Raw genomic sequence first — 16,861 nt, forward strand, 5'->3', positions numbered from 1 at the left:
ACTGACCCGCTGACCTGATGGCCAGTCGCGGAACAGGATTGTCGACCAATCATTGTGACCCCGGACACAACGCGCCTACGTTGACGATCGGCATCGCCGATGAATGCCATTCTCTCCGCGAAGGACACCCCCATGACCGACGTTGCACTTGCCCCACCCGATGTGAACACCACCGCCGATACCGCACCGCCGGCGCCCGTGGGCAATCCGGCGACCATCGGCGTCCCGACCTTCATCGTCGGATCGGTGGCACTCGGGATGGTGCTGATCGGATTCGTCCCGGCGACCGCAGTCGGCGCGTCGATTCCGATCATCCTGGCCGCCACCGGAATCGGACAACTCGTCGCCGCCGTGTGGGCATTGTCGCTCGCGCAGAACGCCGTGGCCGCGGTCTTCGGCATCTTCGCCGGATTCTGGCTCAGCTACGCAGCACTCGTGCTCGGTCTCGCCCACAACTGGTACGGCGTCGGAGCCGACAACGCCGTGGCCACGCAGGAGGTGTTCCTCACCTCGTGGGTGGTGGTGATCGTGATGCTGACCTTGGCCACCTTGCGCCTTCCGTTCGCGTTCACCCTGCTCTTCGTCCTCATCGACGTCGCACTGATTCTGGTCCTGGTGGCCACCGCGCACGGTAGTAGCACCATTCAGACGGCCGCAGGTTGGGTGGTGTTCGCCTTCGCCGCGGTCGGCGCCTATCTGTTCTTCGACGCGATGTCGAGTTCCACCGGCGGCTCGGCGCTGCCACTGGGACGTCCACTGCTGTCGTGAGCTCTGGTGTCGTGACCCCCTGCTGTCGTGAGCTCTGGTGTCGTGACCCCTGCTGTCGTCGTCTCCTGTGCGCACGACCTCCGGCGTCGACGTCAGCGTCGGCGCCGTGGGGGCACCGCGTAGCAGTGAGGCGACGGCCGCACAGATCGACAACCCGATCGAGGCGACGAAGACGATGACGAGTCCGTCGTGGAACGGTCCGGACAACAGATCAGGGAAGAACTCGTGACCGGTGAGTGCCTGCTGCTGGGCCGTACTCAGGTGACCGAGCACTCCGGTGCCGGCGAGGAGATGTTCAATCGGATTGACGCCCAACAGCGCCGAGAACAGCGAAGCCACCGGAGGCAGATTGGCGACCTCACCGGCGACCCCGGCGGGCACACCCTGCTGCTGCAATCCCGCTGACATGGTCTCGGGCAGATGCGCGGCGAGGCCCACGATCATCAACGAGAAGAAGACACCGATCGACAGTGCGGTCCCGGAGTTCTGGAAGGTGGCCCGCATCCCGGACGCCACCCCTCGATACCGGGCGGGAACGCTTCCCATGATCGAGGAGGTGTTGGGTGCGGCGAACATGCCGGTGCCGATTCCGTTCAGCGCGATCAACAACGCAAACGCCCAGTACGGGAACACGATCGGCAGGAACAACAGGCCGACGAAACTCGATCCGAAGAGCACCATGCCGACCGTGGCGAAGCCGCGGGCACCGAACCGATCCGAAAGCGCACCGGTCAGCGGGCCGGCGACGAAGAACCCGCATGTCAACGGCAGCATGAAGATTCCCGCCCACAGCGGGGTGTCGGCGAAATCGTAGCCGTGCAGCGGCAACCAGATGCCCTGCAGCCAGATGATCAACACGAACTGGAGTCCGCCCTGCGCCAGCGACGCACACAGTGCCGCCAGGTTTCCGGCGGTGAAAGCCCGAATCCGGAAGAGCGTCAGCTCGATCATCGGTTCGGCCACCCGACTCTCGATGAGACCGAAGGCGATCAACGACACCACGCCCCCGACCAGCAGCGCCACCACGACCGGATTCTCCCAGCCCATGGTGTGATCGCCGTAGGGCTGCAGTCCGATGGTGATGGCGATGAGTATCGCCGAGAGACCGAACGCGAACGACCCGTTGCCCCACCAATCGATCCGCCCCGGATGGCGTTCGCCGTTGTCGCGGAGTTTCCGGTAGGCCCACACCGTGAAGAAGACGCCGACCGGGACATTCACCCAGAACACCGCCCGCCAATCCCATGCGGCCAGCAGACCACCGAGGACCAGTCCGCTCAACTGTCCGGCGAGCGCGGCAACCTGATTGAGCCCCAACGCGAATCCCCGGCGATCCGAGGCGAACGCGTCGGTGAGGATGGCAGCCGAATTGCCGGTGAGCATCGATCCGCCGAGCGCCTGCAGCAACCGCCACGCGATCAGCCAGATCGCCGCGCCGGACGCGTGAAAAGGGTCGAACGACAACAGGATCGACGCGACGGTGAAGACCGCGAATCCCGCGTTGTAGATCCGCACGCGACCGAACATGTCGCCGAGCCGGCCCAGCGTGGTGACGGCCACCGCCTGCACCAGCCGATAACCCATGATCATCCAGAGCAGGAAACCGATGTTCTGTGACGCCAACGGGTCCAGCCCGATACCGCGGAAAATCGCGGGCAACGAGATGATGACGATCGACCCGTCGAGCGCCGACATGAACACCGCGGCAGTCGTGTTCGACAGTGCCACCCACCGATAGCCGGGGTCGTCGGTGACCGTTTTCTCGTCCGTCGGCGCGCTCACAGGGCCTCGGCCACCCGGTCGAGCAGGGGCAAAGCGGCAGCGACGACTCGGATCTCGTCGGCGTCGAGGACCGAGGTCATGGCGGTCGCGATGGCCTGGGTGCGATGGTTGCGCCGATCACCGAGCACCGCACGGCCTTTGGCGGTCAGTCGCAGCACCGCACGCCGACCGTCGGCGGGGTCGGGAGCCTTGGCGACGAGTCCCCCGGAGAGCAACGACGAGATCGTGACCCCCATCGACTGCGGCGTGATCTGTTCGCGGCGGGCGAGTTCGGCTGCGGTGCTCTCACCGTCGCGGTCCAGTCGTGCCAGCACCGTCGTCTCCGGGACACTCGGATCGTCGGGATTGCGATGTGCCCGGAGCCGTCGCAACAGCACGCCGAGCGTGAGCCTCAGTCCCGCCGCGACGTCGAGGATGTCGTCATCGGTCATGATCGACAGCCTAGGCTTATCAGTTTTGGTTGATCAAATGTCTCGTACCGCGCAAACGGGGTATTTCCGACAGCATCCGCGATCGGCGCGTCGAAACCTTCAGTGCACCTGCTCCAGGAGCCGCAGCCATACCTCACTGACCGTCGGATACGACGGCACCGCATGCCAGAGCTGTTGCAGCCGAACCCTTCCCACGACGGCCACGGTTGCCGAGTGCAGTAGTTCGGCGACCTCGGGACCGACGAAGGTGACCCCGACGAGCAGATCGCGGGACCGGTCGATCACCAGTTGCGCATGACCGCGGTAATTGTCGCGTTCGAGCGATGATCCGGCGACCGCGATGTCGAGCGCCGAGATCTGCACATCGATGCCCGCCTCGCGCGCGGCGCGTTCGGTGAGTCCGACGCTGCCGACCTGCGGGCGGGTGAAGACCACCTGGGGCACGGCCCCGTGATCGGCCGAGGCGCGGTAACGGGGGTCGACGAGATCGGTGCCGTCGGCACGGGCCGCGATCACCTCACCGGCCACCCTGGCCTGGTACTTGCCCATGTGGGTCAAGGGCGCACGTGAATTCACGTCGCCGACCGCATAGAGCCATGAGTGCTCGCCGACGGTGAGATGGTCGTCGACGTCGAGCGGTTGGTGCGGATCAATGCCGAGGACCTCGAGACCGAGGTCGGTGGTCGCGGGTGTGCGACCGGCGGCAACGATGATCTCGTCCACCTCGATCTCGTCGGTCACCGCGCCGTCGCGCCCGGCGATGCGCACCCGGACCGGCCCACCGTGGCGCCGACCGTATCCGGTGTCACGGGCGTCGTCCCTATCCACCTCGGCGAGCGTGGCGCGCAAGCGCACGTCGACGCCGCGCTCGGACAGTGCGTCAGCAACCCGTTGTCCGGCAAAGGGTTCGGCATTCGCCAGGAGGCGATCCCCGCGGACCAGCAGGGTGACCGCGGCGCCGAGATCAGTGAGCCAGGTCGCCGCCTCGCACGCCACCACGCCGCCGCCGAGGATCGCCACCCGGCGCGGTACGTCGAGCATGTTGGTGGCGTCGCGGGAAGTCCAGGGCAGCGCGGCGGCCAGGCCCGGGATCGGCGGGATGGTGGCGGTACTGCCGGTCGCCAGGACCACCGCCCGGCGTGCGCGCAACCGCCGGGTGCCCTCGGCGCCGCTCACCTCGACCTCCCGATCCCCGACCAGCCGCGCGTGTCCACGGATGACGTCGATGCCGGCCGACCGCGCCCACTGCACCTGAGAGGCGTCGTCGCGGTGGGAGGTGAAGTCGTCACGCCAGGCGAACAGCGCGCCGCGGTCCGGGCTCATCGACGCCAGCGACGGACGAGCACCGGGAAGACCGGCAGCCCCGTCCAAGGCGGCACCCGCCCCGAGCAACGCCTTACTGGGCATACATGCCCAGTACGAGCACTCCCCGCCGACGAGTTCGTGGTCGATGATCGCGGCGGTGCGGTCGCTTCCGCGGATCGCGTAATCGGCCGCGTTTTCCCCGGCCGGTCCGCCGCCGATCACCAGGACGTCGTAGGTCGCTGTCGTGGACATCCCTCCACCGTAGGCGCGTCGGGATGCGGGATTCGACAACTCCGGCAATCCCGGCGACGCGCATCCCCGAACCCCCCGACGGGCTAGGGTGCTGAGGGGATTCGCGGGCATCACAGCCGATTCACCCACCGTTCGCGTGGGTCGGATACTGTCCGCGGGTCACAGCGGGGCGCACCCTGCCCCGTGGGGAGTTCGCGACGAGGAGATGTGGGTTCATCGATGTTTGCAGGACTGGGTCGACGTGAATTCCTGAGACGGGTCGCCGCGACCGGCGGCGGCGCACTGCTCACCTCGTGGGCCGCACCGATCATCGACAAGGCCTATGCATCGGCCGATCCCGGCGGGACCGGATCACTCGCCGACATCGAGCACATCGTGCTCTTCATGCAGGAGAACCGCTCGTTCGATCACTACTTCGGAACCTATTCCGGCGTACGGGGTTTCGGTGAAGCATCCCCGGCCTGGAAGCAGTACGGCTGGGCGCCGGGAAAAGGTCCGACGCCCAGCGGCTACACCATGCCGTTCCGGCTCGACACCACCGCGGGGGCCAACCTCGACGGCGAGTGCATCAACGACCCCGACCATTCGTGGGCCGGCCTGCACCAGGCCTGGAACGGCGGCCGCAACGACGGCTGGCTCCCGATGTCGATCAAGTCGGTCGGCCCCGACAACGCCCCGGCGTTGATGGGCTATTACGAGCGTGAGGACATCCCGGTCCACCGCTCGCTCGCCGAGGCCTTCACCCTGTGCGACGGCTACCACTGCTCGGTACTCGGACCCACCGACCCCAACCGCCTGTACTGGATGAGCGCAACCCTCGACCCGGAGGGCCGCCACGGTGGGCCGCTCCTCGAAACCCCCACGCTCATCCCCAAATTCGTCTATTCGTGGCGCACCATGCCGGAGAACCTCCAAGAGGCCGGGGTGAGCTGGAAGATCTACAACAACAAGGACTTCGGGCCGGTCTCGTCGGTGATCCTCGACGGCATGATGGGCTGCTTCAAGCAGGCCCAGGACCCGAATTCCGAACTCGCCAAGCGCGGTATCGCCCCCACCTACCCCAACGACTTCGCCGCAGACGTCAAGGCCAACCGCCTGCCGAAGGTCTCCTGGGTGATCCCACCGGCGATGGAATGCGAGCATCCGGCATTGCCCGCCGCCCTCGGCGCCGTCGGCATCGTGCAACTCCTCGACATCCTCACCTCCAATCCCGCGGTGTGGGAAAAGACCGCGCTGATCATCAGTTACGACGAGAACGGCGGCTTCTTCGATCACGTCACCCCGCCGACGGCACCTCCGGGTACCGCCGGCGAGTACGTGAGCGTCGGCGATCTCAACCGGTTCCCGGCCGCCAAGGGCATCCGCGGCCCCATCGGCCTCGGCTATCGCGTGCCCTGCTTCGTGATCTCGCCCTACAGCCGTGGCGGACTCGTGGCCTCGGAGACCTTCGACCACACCTCGCAGCTGAGGCTGATCGAGAAGCGGTTCGGCGTCGACGTGCCCAACCTGACGGCGTGGCGCCGTGCGACCGTCGGCGACATGACCTCGGCCTTCGACTTCGGCAGTCGGCCGAACTCCGCACGACCACACTTCGGCGACCCCAATCCCGACGCGCAGAACGCCCTGCTGCAGTGCGGTCCCAACATCGCGGCGGGTACCGCCGGGCACGGCCGGCCCTACCCGGTCCCGCCGAATTCGATGCCGCGCCAGCAGCCGGGAACCCGACGAGCACCGACCGGGTGACCGTCGCCGCGGGATGACCGTGATGTACTCGGACCATGATCGGTACGCGTGATCAGGGCCGCTGTCCGCAGGTGCTCGCAATGAGTAACGGCGCCGTCGCCGGGCTCACCATCGGCATCTCGGTGTATGCCGCAGCGATCCTCATCGCCGTCGGCCTCGGCATCAGCGCCGCACGTCAGGGCCGTCGCCGTACGGCCATCGCGTGTGCGGTCGTCGTCGGGGTCCTCACCGTCGCGGGAGTGATCGTGGCCGTCGCGAGCAGCGTCGCCTGAGACGCGTGTGACCGGAGGTGACTCGCGCCACGATTCGCCCGTTCTCGCCGCAACCGTGTAGCGTTGGTCAACGAATGACCCGCCCAGCGCGGAGTCAGACGTCGTAGAACGACTGTTTTCGGCGGTCCCACCCGGGCCTACTGGCCTGCCGGTCGGAGAGAACCGCCTCGATCACTCCACTTCATACGGCGAACGAATGCGCGGACCCGCGCGTTCGCCATCCCTCTCGCGGATGTGGGTGATCCCTGCGCCGTGAGACTGCCCGAAAGGCACCACACGTATGACGACATTCGCATCCCTCGGTGTACCCACCGCACTCGTCGAGGTACTCGCCGCCGACGGCAAGACCGAGGCGTTTCCCATCCAGGCCGACACCCTGACCGACACCCTCGACGGTGCCGACGTCCTCGGCCGTGGCCGTACCGGCTCCGGCAAGACCCTGGCCTTCTCCATCCCGCTGGTCGCCGGCCTGGCCGAGATGGAGGTCACCCGCACCCCGGGTGCACCGACCGGACTGGTCCTGGCCCCCACCCGTGAGCTGGCCACCCAGATCGCGACGGCCATCGAACCCCTCGCAGCTGCGCTGAGCCTGCGCGTCACCACGATCTTCGGCGGCGTCAGCCAGAAGCGTCAGGAAGACGCGATGCGCCGCGGCGCCGACATCGTTGTCGCCTGCCCCGGCCGCCTGGAAGACCTTGTGCAGCAACGCATCGTGCGTCTGGACAACGTCGAGATCACCGTGCTCGACGAGGCCGATCACATGGCCGACCTCGGCTTCCTACCCGCCGTCACCCGCATCCTCGCGGCCACCCCCGCCGACGGACAGCGGATGCTGTTCTCGGCCACCCTCGACAACGGCGTCGACAAACTCGTCAAGCGATTCCTGAACAAGCCGGTGATGCACTCGGTCGACGACTCCTCCTCGCCCGTCGAGCAGATGACCCACCACGTCTTCGAGGTGGCGGGCGCCGGCGACAAGACCGCATTGATCAACACCCTCGCTTCCGGCACCGGCCGACGAATCCTGTTCACCCGCACCAAGCACCAGGCCAAGAAGCTCGCGAAGAAGCTGACCGCCGACGGCATTCCCGCGGTTGATCTGCACGGCAACCTGTCGCAGGCACAGCGCGACCGCAGTCTGGCCGCCTTCGGCAACGGCTCGGTCCGGGTGCTCGTCGCCACCGACGTCGCCGCACGCGGTGTGCACGTCGACGGCATCGAGCTGGTCGTGCACGTCGATCCGCCGGCCGAGCACAAGGCCTACCTGCACCGCTCGGGTCGTACCGCGCGTGCCGGCAACGCCGGTGACGTCGTCACCGTGTGCCTGCCCGAGCAGCGCCGGGACCTGCGTTCGCTGCTGCACAAGGCGAAGATCCAGGTGACCCCGCAGCGTGTGGACGCCGGCTCCGACGCCGTCGTCACCCTCGTCGGCGAGCGGGCCGCCCATGTCACGCCCGCCCCCGAGCAGCCCGCGCCGCAACGGCAGGCGCGCGGACCGCGTCGATCCGGCGGCCAGTCCGGCGGACGCAACCGCGGTGGCACCCGCGCCGGCAGTCGCGACGGTGGCGGCCACAGCGGCGGCCGTGCGCGCAGCGAGCAGTCCGGCGGCCAGAGCTCACGGTCACGCTCGGGCAACGGTCACCGGTCGGCGACCGGCCACCCGGAGTCGAGCACCCCTCGCACCGGAACCGCCGCGCGGTCCGGTGGGGCCCGCAGCCGCGACGGACAGAGCAATGCACGGCGCGGCAACGGCCGCAACGGCAAAGGCCAGGTCGCACGTCGACACACCTCGTCGTCGGCTCGCTGATCACACTCGCGTGACCCGCGTCACCTGCGGGTCGCGGCGAGACAAGCCCCTCATAATTGCACGGGTCTGCAACATTGCAGGCCGTGCAATTTCCGTACGGTGGGAGTCATGCGATCCTCCGGCCTGCGTGAGTCCAAGAAGGCGGCCACCCGCCTCGCCCTCGCAGAGACCGTCCTGACCCTGGCCACCCGCGACGGCATCGACGCGGTGACCATCGACGCCGTCGCCGCCGAGGTCGGGGTGTCGGTGCGTACCTTCCACAATTACTTCACCAGCAAAGAGGACGCCCTCATCGCGTTTGTCGGTGTTCTCCTCGACCGCATCGACAACGGCGTCCGGGCCCGCCCGCAGGGCGAATCACTCTGGGATTCCCTGAGATTCGCAATGACCGAGATCGCCACCGACTCCGACACCGACCCGGAGGCGCTGGTCACCCTGCTGCGCCTGTTCGACACCGAACCCGCACTGACCGCGCACTCCCGCAGCATCGATCTCGGCGCCTCGATCGACACCCGACTGTCGGAGATGATGGCTGCCCGCGGCGCCGACCCCGAGACCCTGCAGCCCCACCTTGCGTTCACCACCGCACTGTGTGCGGCGCGGACCGCGCTCGAATTCTGGTCGGCGCACCGCGACACGGGGCACCACTCCGCCCGCGAGATGCTCGACGCCGCTTTCGATCAGCTGGGAGCCGGCACGGCACAACAACTTCCGATCACATCCCCGAGCTTGTCCAACAACTGAGGAGTTTTGTTCCGTGGCAACATTCCTGTCCCGGGTGGGCCGCTGGGCCTACACCAACCGGTTCAAGACCATCGCAGTGTGGATCTTGGTGCTGATCGCACTCGGTGTCGGCGCGGCGTTCCTGTCCAAACCCACCACCGAAAGTTTCTCGATCCCGGGCATTCCGTCCGAGCGGGCGCAGAACCTCATGGTCGAACGCTTCCCGGACAAGCCGAAATTCGGTGACGACGTCAGCGTGACCTACGTGGTGGCCACGCCCAAGGGCGCATCGCTCACCGACCCGCGATACGCCGACGCGGTGCAGCGCATGCTCGACGAGCTCAAGACCGTCGAGAAGGTGAAGAACCCCGACAAGCTCATCAATCCACTGCAGGTCTACGGCACCCAGGCCAACCCCGGGCCCATCCGTCAGCAGCTGATCGCCTTCCAGGAGAAGACATTCGGCGCCACCCCCGAGGCCGCTGCGGCCACCGTGGCGGCCGGCGCCCCGGTCAACGCCGACGCCACCGCCGTGCAGTTCGGGGCGGGGTTCGATGTCTCGGCCGCCGCGGATGTCACCTCGTCGATGCACGACGCGATGGACAAGGTCGCCCAGACCGGCCGCGACGCCGGCCTGACCGTCGAGATGAAGGGCACCGCCACAAGCGGATTCAAGCTCAGTGAAACCTCGGAGATCATCGGTATCGGGATCGGCGCGATCATCCTGATCCTGACCTTCGCCTCCCTGGTCGCCTGGGGTATGCCGATTCTGACCGCGATCATCGGTGTCGCCGTGGGCATGCTCGGCGTATCCATCGCCACCGGCTTCTTCGACCTGAGCCAGGAAACCCCGGTGCTCGCGACGATGATCGGCCTGGCCGTCGGAATCGACTACGCCCTGTTCATCGTCTCGCGCTACCGGCATGAGATACACAAGTCGGCAGATCGTGCCGAGGCCGCCGGACGCGCGGTGGGCACCGCCGGCTCGGCGGTGGTCTTCGCCGGGTCGACGGTGGTGATCGCGCTCGCCGCGCTCGCCGTGGTCAACATCCCGTTCCTCACCGCGATGGGCATCGCCGCCGCGGGCACCGTCATCGTGGCCGTGCTGGTGGCGTTGACGCTGCTACCCGCGATCCTGGGACTGTTCGGCAGCAAGGCCTTTGCCGGCCGCCTGCGTTTCCTCAATGCCCCCGACGTCACCGGCGAGGAGTCGGTGCGCGTGCACAACGGGCAGCGCTACGTGCGGCGGGTGGTGGATCATCCGCGCGTGATCACCGGTGTCATCGTCGTGCTGCTGATCCTGCTGGCCTTACCGCTGGTGGGACTCAAACTGGCGTTGCCCAACGACGGCACCTCGGACCCCTCGACCACCCAGCGACAGGCCTACGACCTCGTCGCCGACGAGTACGGACCCGGCTACAACGGCCCGCTCGTCCTCGTGGTCGACGGACGCGGCGTCACCGGTGAACCCGAACGCGTGCAGGCCTTCGATCGCCTCGTCGATCAGGTGCGCTCCACCAACGGTGTGGCACACGCATGGATCGCCGCCGACGGCATCAACAAGGCCGGCGACACCGTCGAGATCTCCGTGATCCCCTCCAGCGCAGCCGATTCGGACCAGACGCACGATCTGGTGACCCACCTGCGCGACATGGAGTCCGGTGTCGAGAAACGTACCGGACTGACCTACGGGGTGACCGGGCAGACGGCGATCGAACTCGACGTCTCCGACCGGTTGTCGAGTTCACTGATCCCCTACGTGCTGATCGTGGTCGGTCTGGCCTTCCTGATCCTGATCGTGGTGTTCCGCTCGATCCTGGTGCCGCTGGTCGCCGCACTCGGGTTCCTGCTGTCGGTCGCGGCCACCTTCGGTGTCACCGTCGCGCTGTTCACCGACGGCTGGGGCGGCATCGTCAGCAATCCGCAGCCGCTGGTGAGCTTCTTGCCCATCATGTTGGTGGGAATCGTGTTCGGCTTGGCGATGGACTATCAGGTGTTCCTGGTGACGCGCATGCGGGAGGCCTACGTACACGGCGCCGACGCGAAGCAGGCGGTCGTCGTCGGCTACCGGCACAGCGCGCGCGTGGTGGCCGCGGCCGCCGCCATCATGATCTCGGTGTTCGCCGCATTCATGTTGCAGGACATGCAGTTCATCAAGGTGATGGGCTTCGCACTCGCCATCGCCGTGGTCTTCGACGCGTTCATCATCCGCATGACGCTGATGCCCGCCGTACTCACGCTGCTCGGCGACAAGGCGTGGTGGCTGCCGCGCTGGCTCGACCGCATCCTGCCCAACATCGACATCGAGGGCGAACAACTCGGTGCCGGCACGGCACCCGATGACGAGCCCGAACGCGAACCCGTCAGCACCTCACGCTGAATCCTCCGCCGACGGCAACCCGCCGAGCACCGCGGCGTCGGCGCCACGCGAGATCAACTCCGCTCGCGTGGCGTCGAGCCATTGCCGGGCCCACCGTCGGTCGACCGATCCGAGTGCGTCGTACTGTTCCTGCCATGCCGCACGCCGGAAGTCCGGCGTACCCGGCTCGTGGAGCCGGTGGGCCCGCATCTCGGCGATCTGCTCGGCGACGATCCGCACGAACTCCTCACGATCGGTGGCCACCCGATCGGAAATGACCTGTCCCCGTTCCCGGCTCATCAGATGCCAGGAGCCGTCCGGCGCCTGCCAGCAGGACGGGAAGCCATCGTCGCGCACGAATCCGAGTTCCGGCACATCACCGGGCCGGGCGTCCATCCGGCGCGCGAGGTCTTCGATGCGTGCGCGCGTCTCGTCGTCGAGCAGGTTCGGCGGTCGGGTCACCGCTACTGCGGTCCCGGAAAGGTCTGTTGCAGGTAGCCCGCGCATCGCAGCCAGAAGACGTTCACCGTCGCTCCGCACTCCTCGTCCTTCGGTGTGACCACCAGCAGGTCGGCCACCACCTCGTATTGCAGGCCGAGGCTGGGCTGCTCGAATACCGGGGCGATCTTGCCGCTGTAGACCTTCATGGGCTTGAGCACCGTGTAGTCGTGGTAGTTGCACGATTCGGGGTAGTCGCCAACCAGGTTCACCGGGGGCAGGCCACGCTTGGCGTAAGGTGTCCCCTCGGGCGCCAAGAAGTTGCCGTACTCGCTGCCATAGCGGTCGATTCGCGTTCCGGGCGACAGGGTGAACTCACTCTTGATCGGATTGCCGTTGCCGTCGAGCACGTAGCCCTGCTTGTCGGGCCAGTTCCAGGTGTTCTTTTCGACATTCCACCACTTCTCCAGGAAAGATGTGGCGTTGAGCTTTCCGAATCGGTGGTAACCGACCAATTGCGGACCCACCGGAGCCTTGTTCGACAGCGTTTCGGGTCCGAGTCGCTTGTCTCCGTTGAACAGTTCTTTCGAGCAGCCGTGCGTGATCCCCGGAATATCCCAGCCGGATGACCCGAGATCGAGTGAACCAGGTGCGGCAGAAGCAATTCCGCCTCCGGAAAGCACCAGGGCCACAGCAAAGAAAGCGGACAGAACGAGCCTGCGATACACCATTCCCGCGCCTTTCGAGAAAGCGCCCGTCACCGTAACGAGCTGCGAAGATCCTAACCGGATGTCAGGATCTTCACAGCACAAGGACAGAATGCGACCTCGGCCGAGGCGAAATACCCCCGAACCGACTCAGTCGACTTTCATCTCCCCCAGTTCCGACCACTCATCCTGATCGACGGTGGTGTTGATGATCTTCGGGGTCTCGGCGAGGTACGCCGGCAACTCGGCGGTGGCCTTCGCGAAGTGATCGCTGTTGACGTGGGCTCCCGCGGCGTCGTCGTCGAAGGCCTCGATGAGGACGTAGGCGTTCGGGTCGTCGATGCTGCGCGACCACTCGAACCAGCGATTGCCCGGTTCGGAGCGCGTGGCCTCGGTGAATTCCTTGCTCAGCGACGGCCAGGAGTCGGCGTATTCGGGCTTGATCTTCCAGGTGGCGACGATATGGATCATGAGGATCAGCCTAGGGCGCCAACCGGCCGTTCGGTGCGTCGATCCGTCTCGTTCTGAGACAGTTCACCTGCGCTTACCGACCGCTAGCTCGGGCGCCGTCCGGGAGGGATACTGTGGGGTGGAACACACACGGGCATCAGCCCCGAGACGGAGGACACATGCGCGAGATCACCAAGTTCTACATCGATGGCCAGTGGGTCGAGCCGACCGAGCTGAATCTCATCGACGTGATCAACCCGGCCACCGAGAAGTCGGCGGGTCAGGTCGCACTCGGCACGGCCGCCGACGTCGATGCCGCCGTCGCTGCGGCGAAGCGGGCCTTCACCACCTGGGGCGTCACCTCCGTCGAGGAGCGCACCGCCGTACTCAACGCCATCGTCGCCGAGTATCAGAAGCGCATGGACGATCTGGCCGCGGCGGTCACCGAGGAGATGGGCGCTCCGGCCGGGTTGTCGAAGGCTGCTCAGGTACCGATCGGGCTGGGTCACCTCATGACCGCCGCGGCGACCCTGCCCACCTATTCGTTCGGTGAGGACCGCGGCAGCCACCGCATCGTCAAGGAACCGGTCGGCGTGTGCGGATTCATCACTCCGTGGAACTGGCCGCTCAACCAGGTGATGTGCAAGCTGGCCCCGGCCCTGGCCACCGGCTGCACCGTCGTGCTCAAGCCGTCGGAGATCGCGCCGTTCAGCGCGGCCATCGTGGCCGAGATCATGGACGCCGCAGGCGTTCCCGCCGGTGTGTTCAATCTCGTCAACGGTGACGGGCCGGGGGTCGGTGTCGCATTGTCGTCGCACCCCGACGTCGACATGATCTCCTTCACCGGTTCCACCCGGGCGGGCATCGAGGTCGCCAAGAACGCGGCCCCGTCGGTCAAGCGCGTGGCGCAGGAACTCGGCGGCAAGAGCCCCAACATCATCCTCGACGACGAGGACTTCGCGAAGAACGTCGCCGGCGGCATCGCGACGATGATGCTCAACTCGGGACAGTCCTGTAATGCGCCGAGCCGCATGCTCGTTCCCAACTCGCGGCTCGACGAGGTCGCCGAGATCGCCAAGGCCACCGGTGCCGACCTGACCGTCGGTGATCCCAACAGCAGCGTCCGGCTGGGCCCGGTGGTCTCCGAGGCCCAGTTCGACAAGATCCAGGGTCTCATCGAGCGCGCGATCGACGAGGGCGCCAACGCCGTCATCGGCGGGGCGGGTCGACCGGACGGTCTGGAGACGGGCTTCTATGTCAAGCCGACCGTGTTCACCAACGTCACCAACGACATGGAGATCGCCCGCACCGAGGTCTTCGGACCGGTGCTGGTGGTGATCGGTTACGACTCGATCGACGAGGCCATCAAAATCGCCAACGACACCGAGTACGGCCTCGCCGGCTACGTGTCCGGCAAGGACCTCGACGAGGTGCGTCGTATCGGCGGGGCGATCCGAGCCGGATCGATCTCGCTCAACGGCGCGCAGGTCGACCCGGCCGCCCCGTTCGGCGGCTACAAGAAGAGCGGCAACGGCCGCGAGTGGGGCGGCGACTACGGCTTCGAGGACTTCCTCGAGGTCAAGTCGCTGCTGGGCTACAGCGCCTGACCCATCGGGCACAGCGTCGCATGGCGGCGCCTCGGGTACCGCCGACAGCGCTCGCCATCTCGGGGGGCGCCGTCGGCGGACAACTGCGGCCCGTAACGACCCATCCGCTCCGCGGCGGGCGGCGAACAACGGGTGACCGACCCCATCCGAGGAGGCCCCATGACCGTCGCCGCATCGCTGGCACGCGTGATCGAAGACCGGATCGGCGGCGACCTGCCGATACATCTGACCGCGTGGGACGGCAGCACCGCCGGCCCCGACGACGCACCCCACGTCGTCCTCTACAGCCGGGATGCGTTGCGGCGCATGCTGTGGCATCCGGGCGAACTCGGTGCGGCGCAGGCCTATGTGACCGGCGAACTCGACGTCTCCGGCGACCTCGACGAGGCGCTGACCCACCTGTGGGCGGCGGTCACCGAGCGCGGTCTCGGGCCGATCCGTCCGACACCCCGTCTGCTGTTCGACCTCGCCCGACTCGCCGTCACCCACCGGCTTCTCGGCCTGCCGTTGGCCCCGCCCGCAACGCAGGCGCGGGTGCGCGGGCGACTGCATTCGCGTGCCCGGGACCGGGCCGCGATCAGCCATCACTACGACCTGTCGAACGACTTCTACGCGTTGCTCCTCGACGAGCACATGGCGTATTCGAGCGCGTTGTGGACCTCCGACGATCCCGGATACTCGCTGGCCGATGCACAAGCCGACAAGCTGGATCGGGTGTGCCGCAACGTCGGGCTGGACCAGCTCGAGCCGGGAGCCCGCCTCCTCGACATCGGATGCGGGTGGGGTTCGCTGTCGCTGTATGCAGCCCAGCACTATGGCACTCGCGTCGTCGGTGTGACGATCGCCGCCGAGCAGAAACAGTTCATCGACGCCCGGATCGCCGAACGCGGCCTCGGCGACCTGGTGGAGATCCGCGTGCAGGACTACCGCGAGATCCCCGACACCGGCTTCGATGCCGTCGCCTCGATCGAGATGGGCGAACATGTGGGGCAACGCAACTACCCCACGTACGCGAAAGTGTTGCACGACAAGGTGATCCCCGGCGGCGGCGTGTGCATCCAGCAGATGTCGCGACGCGCCGGACACCATCCCGGTGGTGGCCCGTTCATCGAGTCGTTCATCGCCCCCGACATGTACATGCGTCCGGTCTCGCAGACGGTCGGCATGCTCGCCGACGCCGGGCTGCACGTCACCGACATCCGGCACATGGGCCAGGACTACGTGCGCACCGTCGACGCGTGGTACGAGACGTTCGAGAAGAACCAGGCCGCCGTCATCGACCTCGTCGGCGAGGAGATGGCGCGGGTGTGGCGGCTCTACCTCGTCGGCGGGCGCATGGCCTTCCGCGACGGCCGCATGGACGTCGAGCAGATCACGATGCGCCGACCCGCTGGGCCAGCCAACGCGTGAGAGTGCCGATCACCTCGTCCTTTTCGGGCTCGTTGAAGATCTCGTGACGCAACCCGTCCCAGATGATCAACGTCTTGTCGGTCGACGACGCCAACTCGTCGACGAGCCGGCTGCCGTCGGGGTTGGTGAGCGTGTCCTCGCTGCCGTGCATCACCAGCACCGGCATCCGCAGCGAGGGCAGCCGCGCGGGAAACGACTGCATGGTCGAGACCATCTCGGCTCCGAGACGGGCGGGAATCTTGCCGCGGTGCACCAGCGGGTCGGACTCGTAGTCGGCGACCACCGCCGGATCACGGCTGATGCTGCCCGAGTCCAGGGCCAGGGTCGGCAAGGTGGGAGCGATCTTGCCCACCAGCTTCGACACCGCGATCAACGGACCGGGCAGATCGTCGCCCGGCATGATCGCCGCCCCGGACAACACCAGTCCGGCAAGGGCTTCGGGGTGATCGAGCGCGTAGTCCAAGGCGATACACCCGCCCATGCTGTGACCGATCAAGAAGGTCGGCACGCCGTCGATCGCCGTCTCGGAGATCACCCGGGCGAGGTCGTCGGTGTACTGGCTGAACCGGGTGATGCGCATCCGCGCCCCACCGGATCGCCCGTGACCGAGGTGATCGGGAACGGCGACGAGATACCCGGCCCCAGTGAGTGCATCGACGACGTGCCGGTAGCGGCGGCCGTGCTCACCCATCCCGTGTGCGATGACAACCAGGGCACGCGGCTCACCTGCAGCCGGCCGGTACAGGTCGTAGACGATCGTCTCGCCGTGCGCCCCGCGGAACTGCCGTTCTTCGGCTGCCGACATGG

General features: G+C 67.1%; 14 protein-coding genes and 1 pseudogene. 8 read left to right on the forward strand and 7 right to left on the reverse strand.

Features of this window, described 5'->3' with window-relative positions; all coding sequences use genetic code 11:
- Positions 1–132 precede the first annotated feature (132 nt).
- A complete protein-coding gene (locus tag GOPIP_RS26690; protein ID WP_244421238.1) occupies positions 133–768 on the forward strand; it encodes a GPR1/FUN34/YaaH family transporter in 636 nt (211 codons plus the stop codon).
- A 111-nt stretch (positions 769–879) separates the two neighbouring features.
- Here the strand turns inward: GOPIP_RS26690 and GOPIP_RS26695 are convergent.
- From GOPIP_RS26695 to GOPIP_RS26705, 3 genes and pseudogenes are all read right to left on the reverse strand, one after another.
- A pseudogene (locus tag GOPIP_RS26695) lies at positions 880–2,550 on the reverse strand (MFS transporter); the annotation flags it as partial.
- Positions 2,547–2,981 carry a MarR family winged helix-turn-helix transcriptional regulator gene (locus tag GOPIP_RS26700; RefSeq protein ID WP_006373008.1) on the reverse strand — a complete coding sequence of 145 codons (435 nt, stop codon included), beginning with the start codon at positions 2,979–2,981 and terminating at the stop codon, positions 2,547–2,549. The gene GOPIP_RS26700 and the pseudogene GOPIP_RS26695, both read right to left, overlap by 4 nt.
- 99 nt (positions 2,982–3,080) lie before the next feature.
- Positions 3,081–4,538, reverse strand: a complete 1,458-nt coding sequence (locus GOPIP_RS26705) for a dihydrolipoyl dehydrogenase family protein (protein ID WP_006373009.1) — start codon at positions 4,536–4,538, stop codon at positions 3,081–3,083.
- A 219-nt stretch (positions 4,539–4,757) separates the two neighbouring features.
- Here GOPIP_RS26705 and GOPIP_RS26710 point away from each other — a divergent pair, with 219 nt between their 5' ends.
- The 5 genes from GOPIP_RS26710 (at position 4,758) to GOPIP_RS26730 (ending at position 11,463) form a co-directional block, all read left to right on the forward strand.
- Positions 4,758–6,281, forward strand: coding sequence for an alkaline phosphatase family protein (locus GOPIP_RS26710; protein ID WP_006373010.1), 1,524 nt, complete (start codon positions 4,758–4,760; stop codon positions 6,279–6,281).
- Between the two features lie 35 nt (positions 6,282–6,316).
- Positions 6,317–6,553 carry a hypothetical protein gene (locus tag GOPIP_RS26715; RefSeq protein WP_006373011.1) on the forward strand — a complete coding sequence of 79 codons (237 nt, stop codon included), beginning with the start codon at positions 6,317–6,319 and terminating at the stop codon, positions 6,551–6,553.
- 280 nt (positions 6,554–6,833) lie between these two features.
- Positions 6,834–8,360: a DEAD/DEAH box helicase gene (locus GOPIP_RS26720; RefSeq protein WP_006373012.1), complete on the forward strand. Its 1,527-nt coding sequence runs from the start codon at positions 6,834–6,836 to the stop codon at positions 8,358–8,360.
- A gap of 108 nt (positions 8,361–8,468) precedes the next feature.
- Entirely contained in the window at positions 8,469–9,104 is a 636-nt protein-coding gene (locus tag GOPIP_RS26725; RefSeq protein WP_006373013.1) for a TetR/AcrR family transcriptional regulator, read from the forward strand.
- A 13-nt stretch (positions 9,105–9,117) separates the two neighbouring features.
- On the forward strand, positions 9,118–11,463 hold the full coding sequence (locus tag GOPIP_RS26730; protein ID WP_006373014.1) for an MMPL family transporter: 2,346 nt from the start codon (positions 9,118–9,120) through the stop codon (positions 11,461–11,463).
- Here the strand turns inward: GOPIP_RS26730 and GOPIP_RS26735 are convergent.
- The 3 genes from GOPIP_RS26735 to GOPIP_RS26745 all read right to left on the reverse strand — a co-directional run bounded on the left by GOPIP_RS26735 (position 11,455) and on the right by GOPIP_RS26745 (position 13,058).
- Positions 11,455–11,904, reverse strand: a complete 450-nt coding sequence (locus GOPIP_RS26735) for an Imm63 family immunity protein (protein WP_006373015.1) — start codon at positions 11,902–11,904, stop codon at positions 11,455–11,457. The genes GOPIP_RS26730 and GOPIP_RS26735 overlap by 9 nt on opposite strands.
- A 2-nt stretch (positions 11,905–11,906) precedes the next feature.
- Positions 11,907–12,611: a TNT domain-containing protein gene (locus GOPIP_RS26740; RefSeq protein WP_006373016.1), complete on the reverse strand. Its 705-nt coding sequence runs from the start codon at positions 12,609–12,611 to the stop codon at positions 11,907–11,909.
- Positions 12,612–12,737: 126 nt separating this feature from the next.
- Complete coding sequence (locus GOPIP_RS26745) at positions 12,738–13,058, reverse strand: putative quinol monooxygenase (protein ID WP_006373017.1); 321 nt, start codon at positions 13,056–13,058, stop codon at positions 12,738–12,740.
- A 158-nt stretch (positions 13,059–13,216) separates the two neighbouring features.
- On the opposite strand from GOPIP_RS26745, the gene GOPIP_RS26750 reads away from it, so the two are divergent.
- Positions 13,217–14,644, forward strand: a complete 1,428-nt coding sequence (locus tag GOPIP_RS26750) for an aldehyde dehydrogenase family protein (protein WP_006373018.1) — start codon at positions 13,217–13,219, stop codon at positions 14,642–14,644.
- Positions 14,645–14,803: 159 nt separating this feature from the next.
- Positions 14,804–16,054 (forward strand): SAM-dependent methyltransferase, encoded by a 1,251-nt coding sequence (locus GOPIP_RS26755; RefSeq protein WP_006373019.1) that lies wholly within the window; start codon positions 14,804–14,806, stop codon positions 16,052–16,054.
- Here the strand turns inward: GOPIP_RS26755 and GOPIP_RS26760 are convergent.
- The gene (locus tag GOPIP_RS26760) at positions 16,017–16,859 is read right to left on the reverse strand and encodes an alpha/beta hydrolase (RefSeq protein ID WP_006373020.1); all 843 of its coding nucleotides are present in this window, start codon (positions 16,857–16,859) and stop codon (positions 16,017–16,019) included. The genes GOPIP_RS26755 and GOPIP_RS26760 overlap by 38 nt on opposite strands.
- Positions 16,860–16,861 lie beyond the last annotated feature (2 nt).

It is taken from the genome of Gordonia polyisoprenivorans NBRC 16320 = JCM 10675 (assembly GCF_000241325.1).
GTDB classification, from domain to species: Bacteria; Actinomycetota; Actinomycetes; order Mycobacteriales; family Mycobacteriaceae; genus Gordonia; species Gordonia polyisoprenivorans.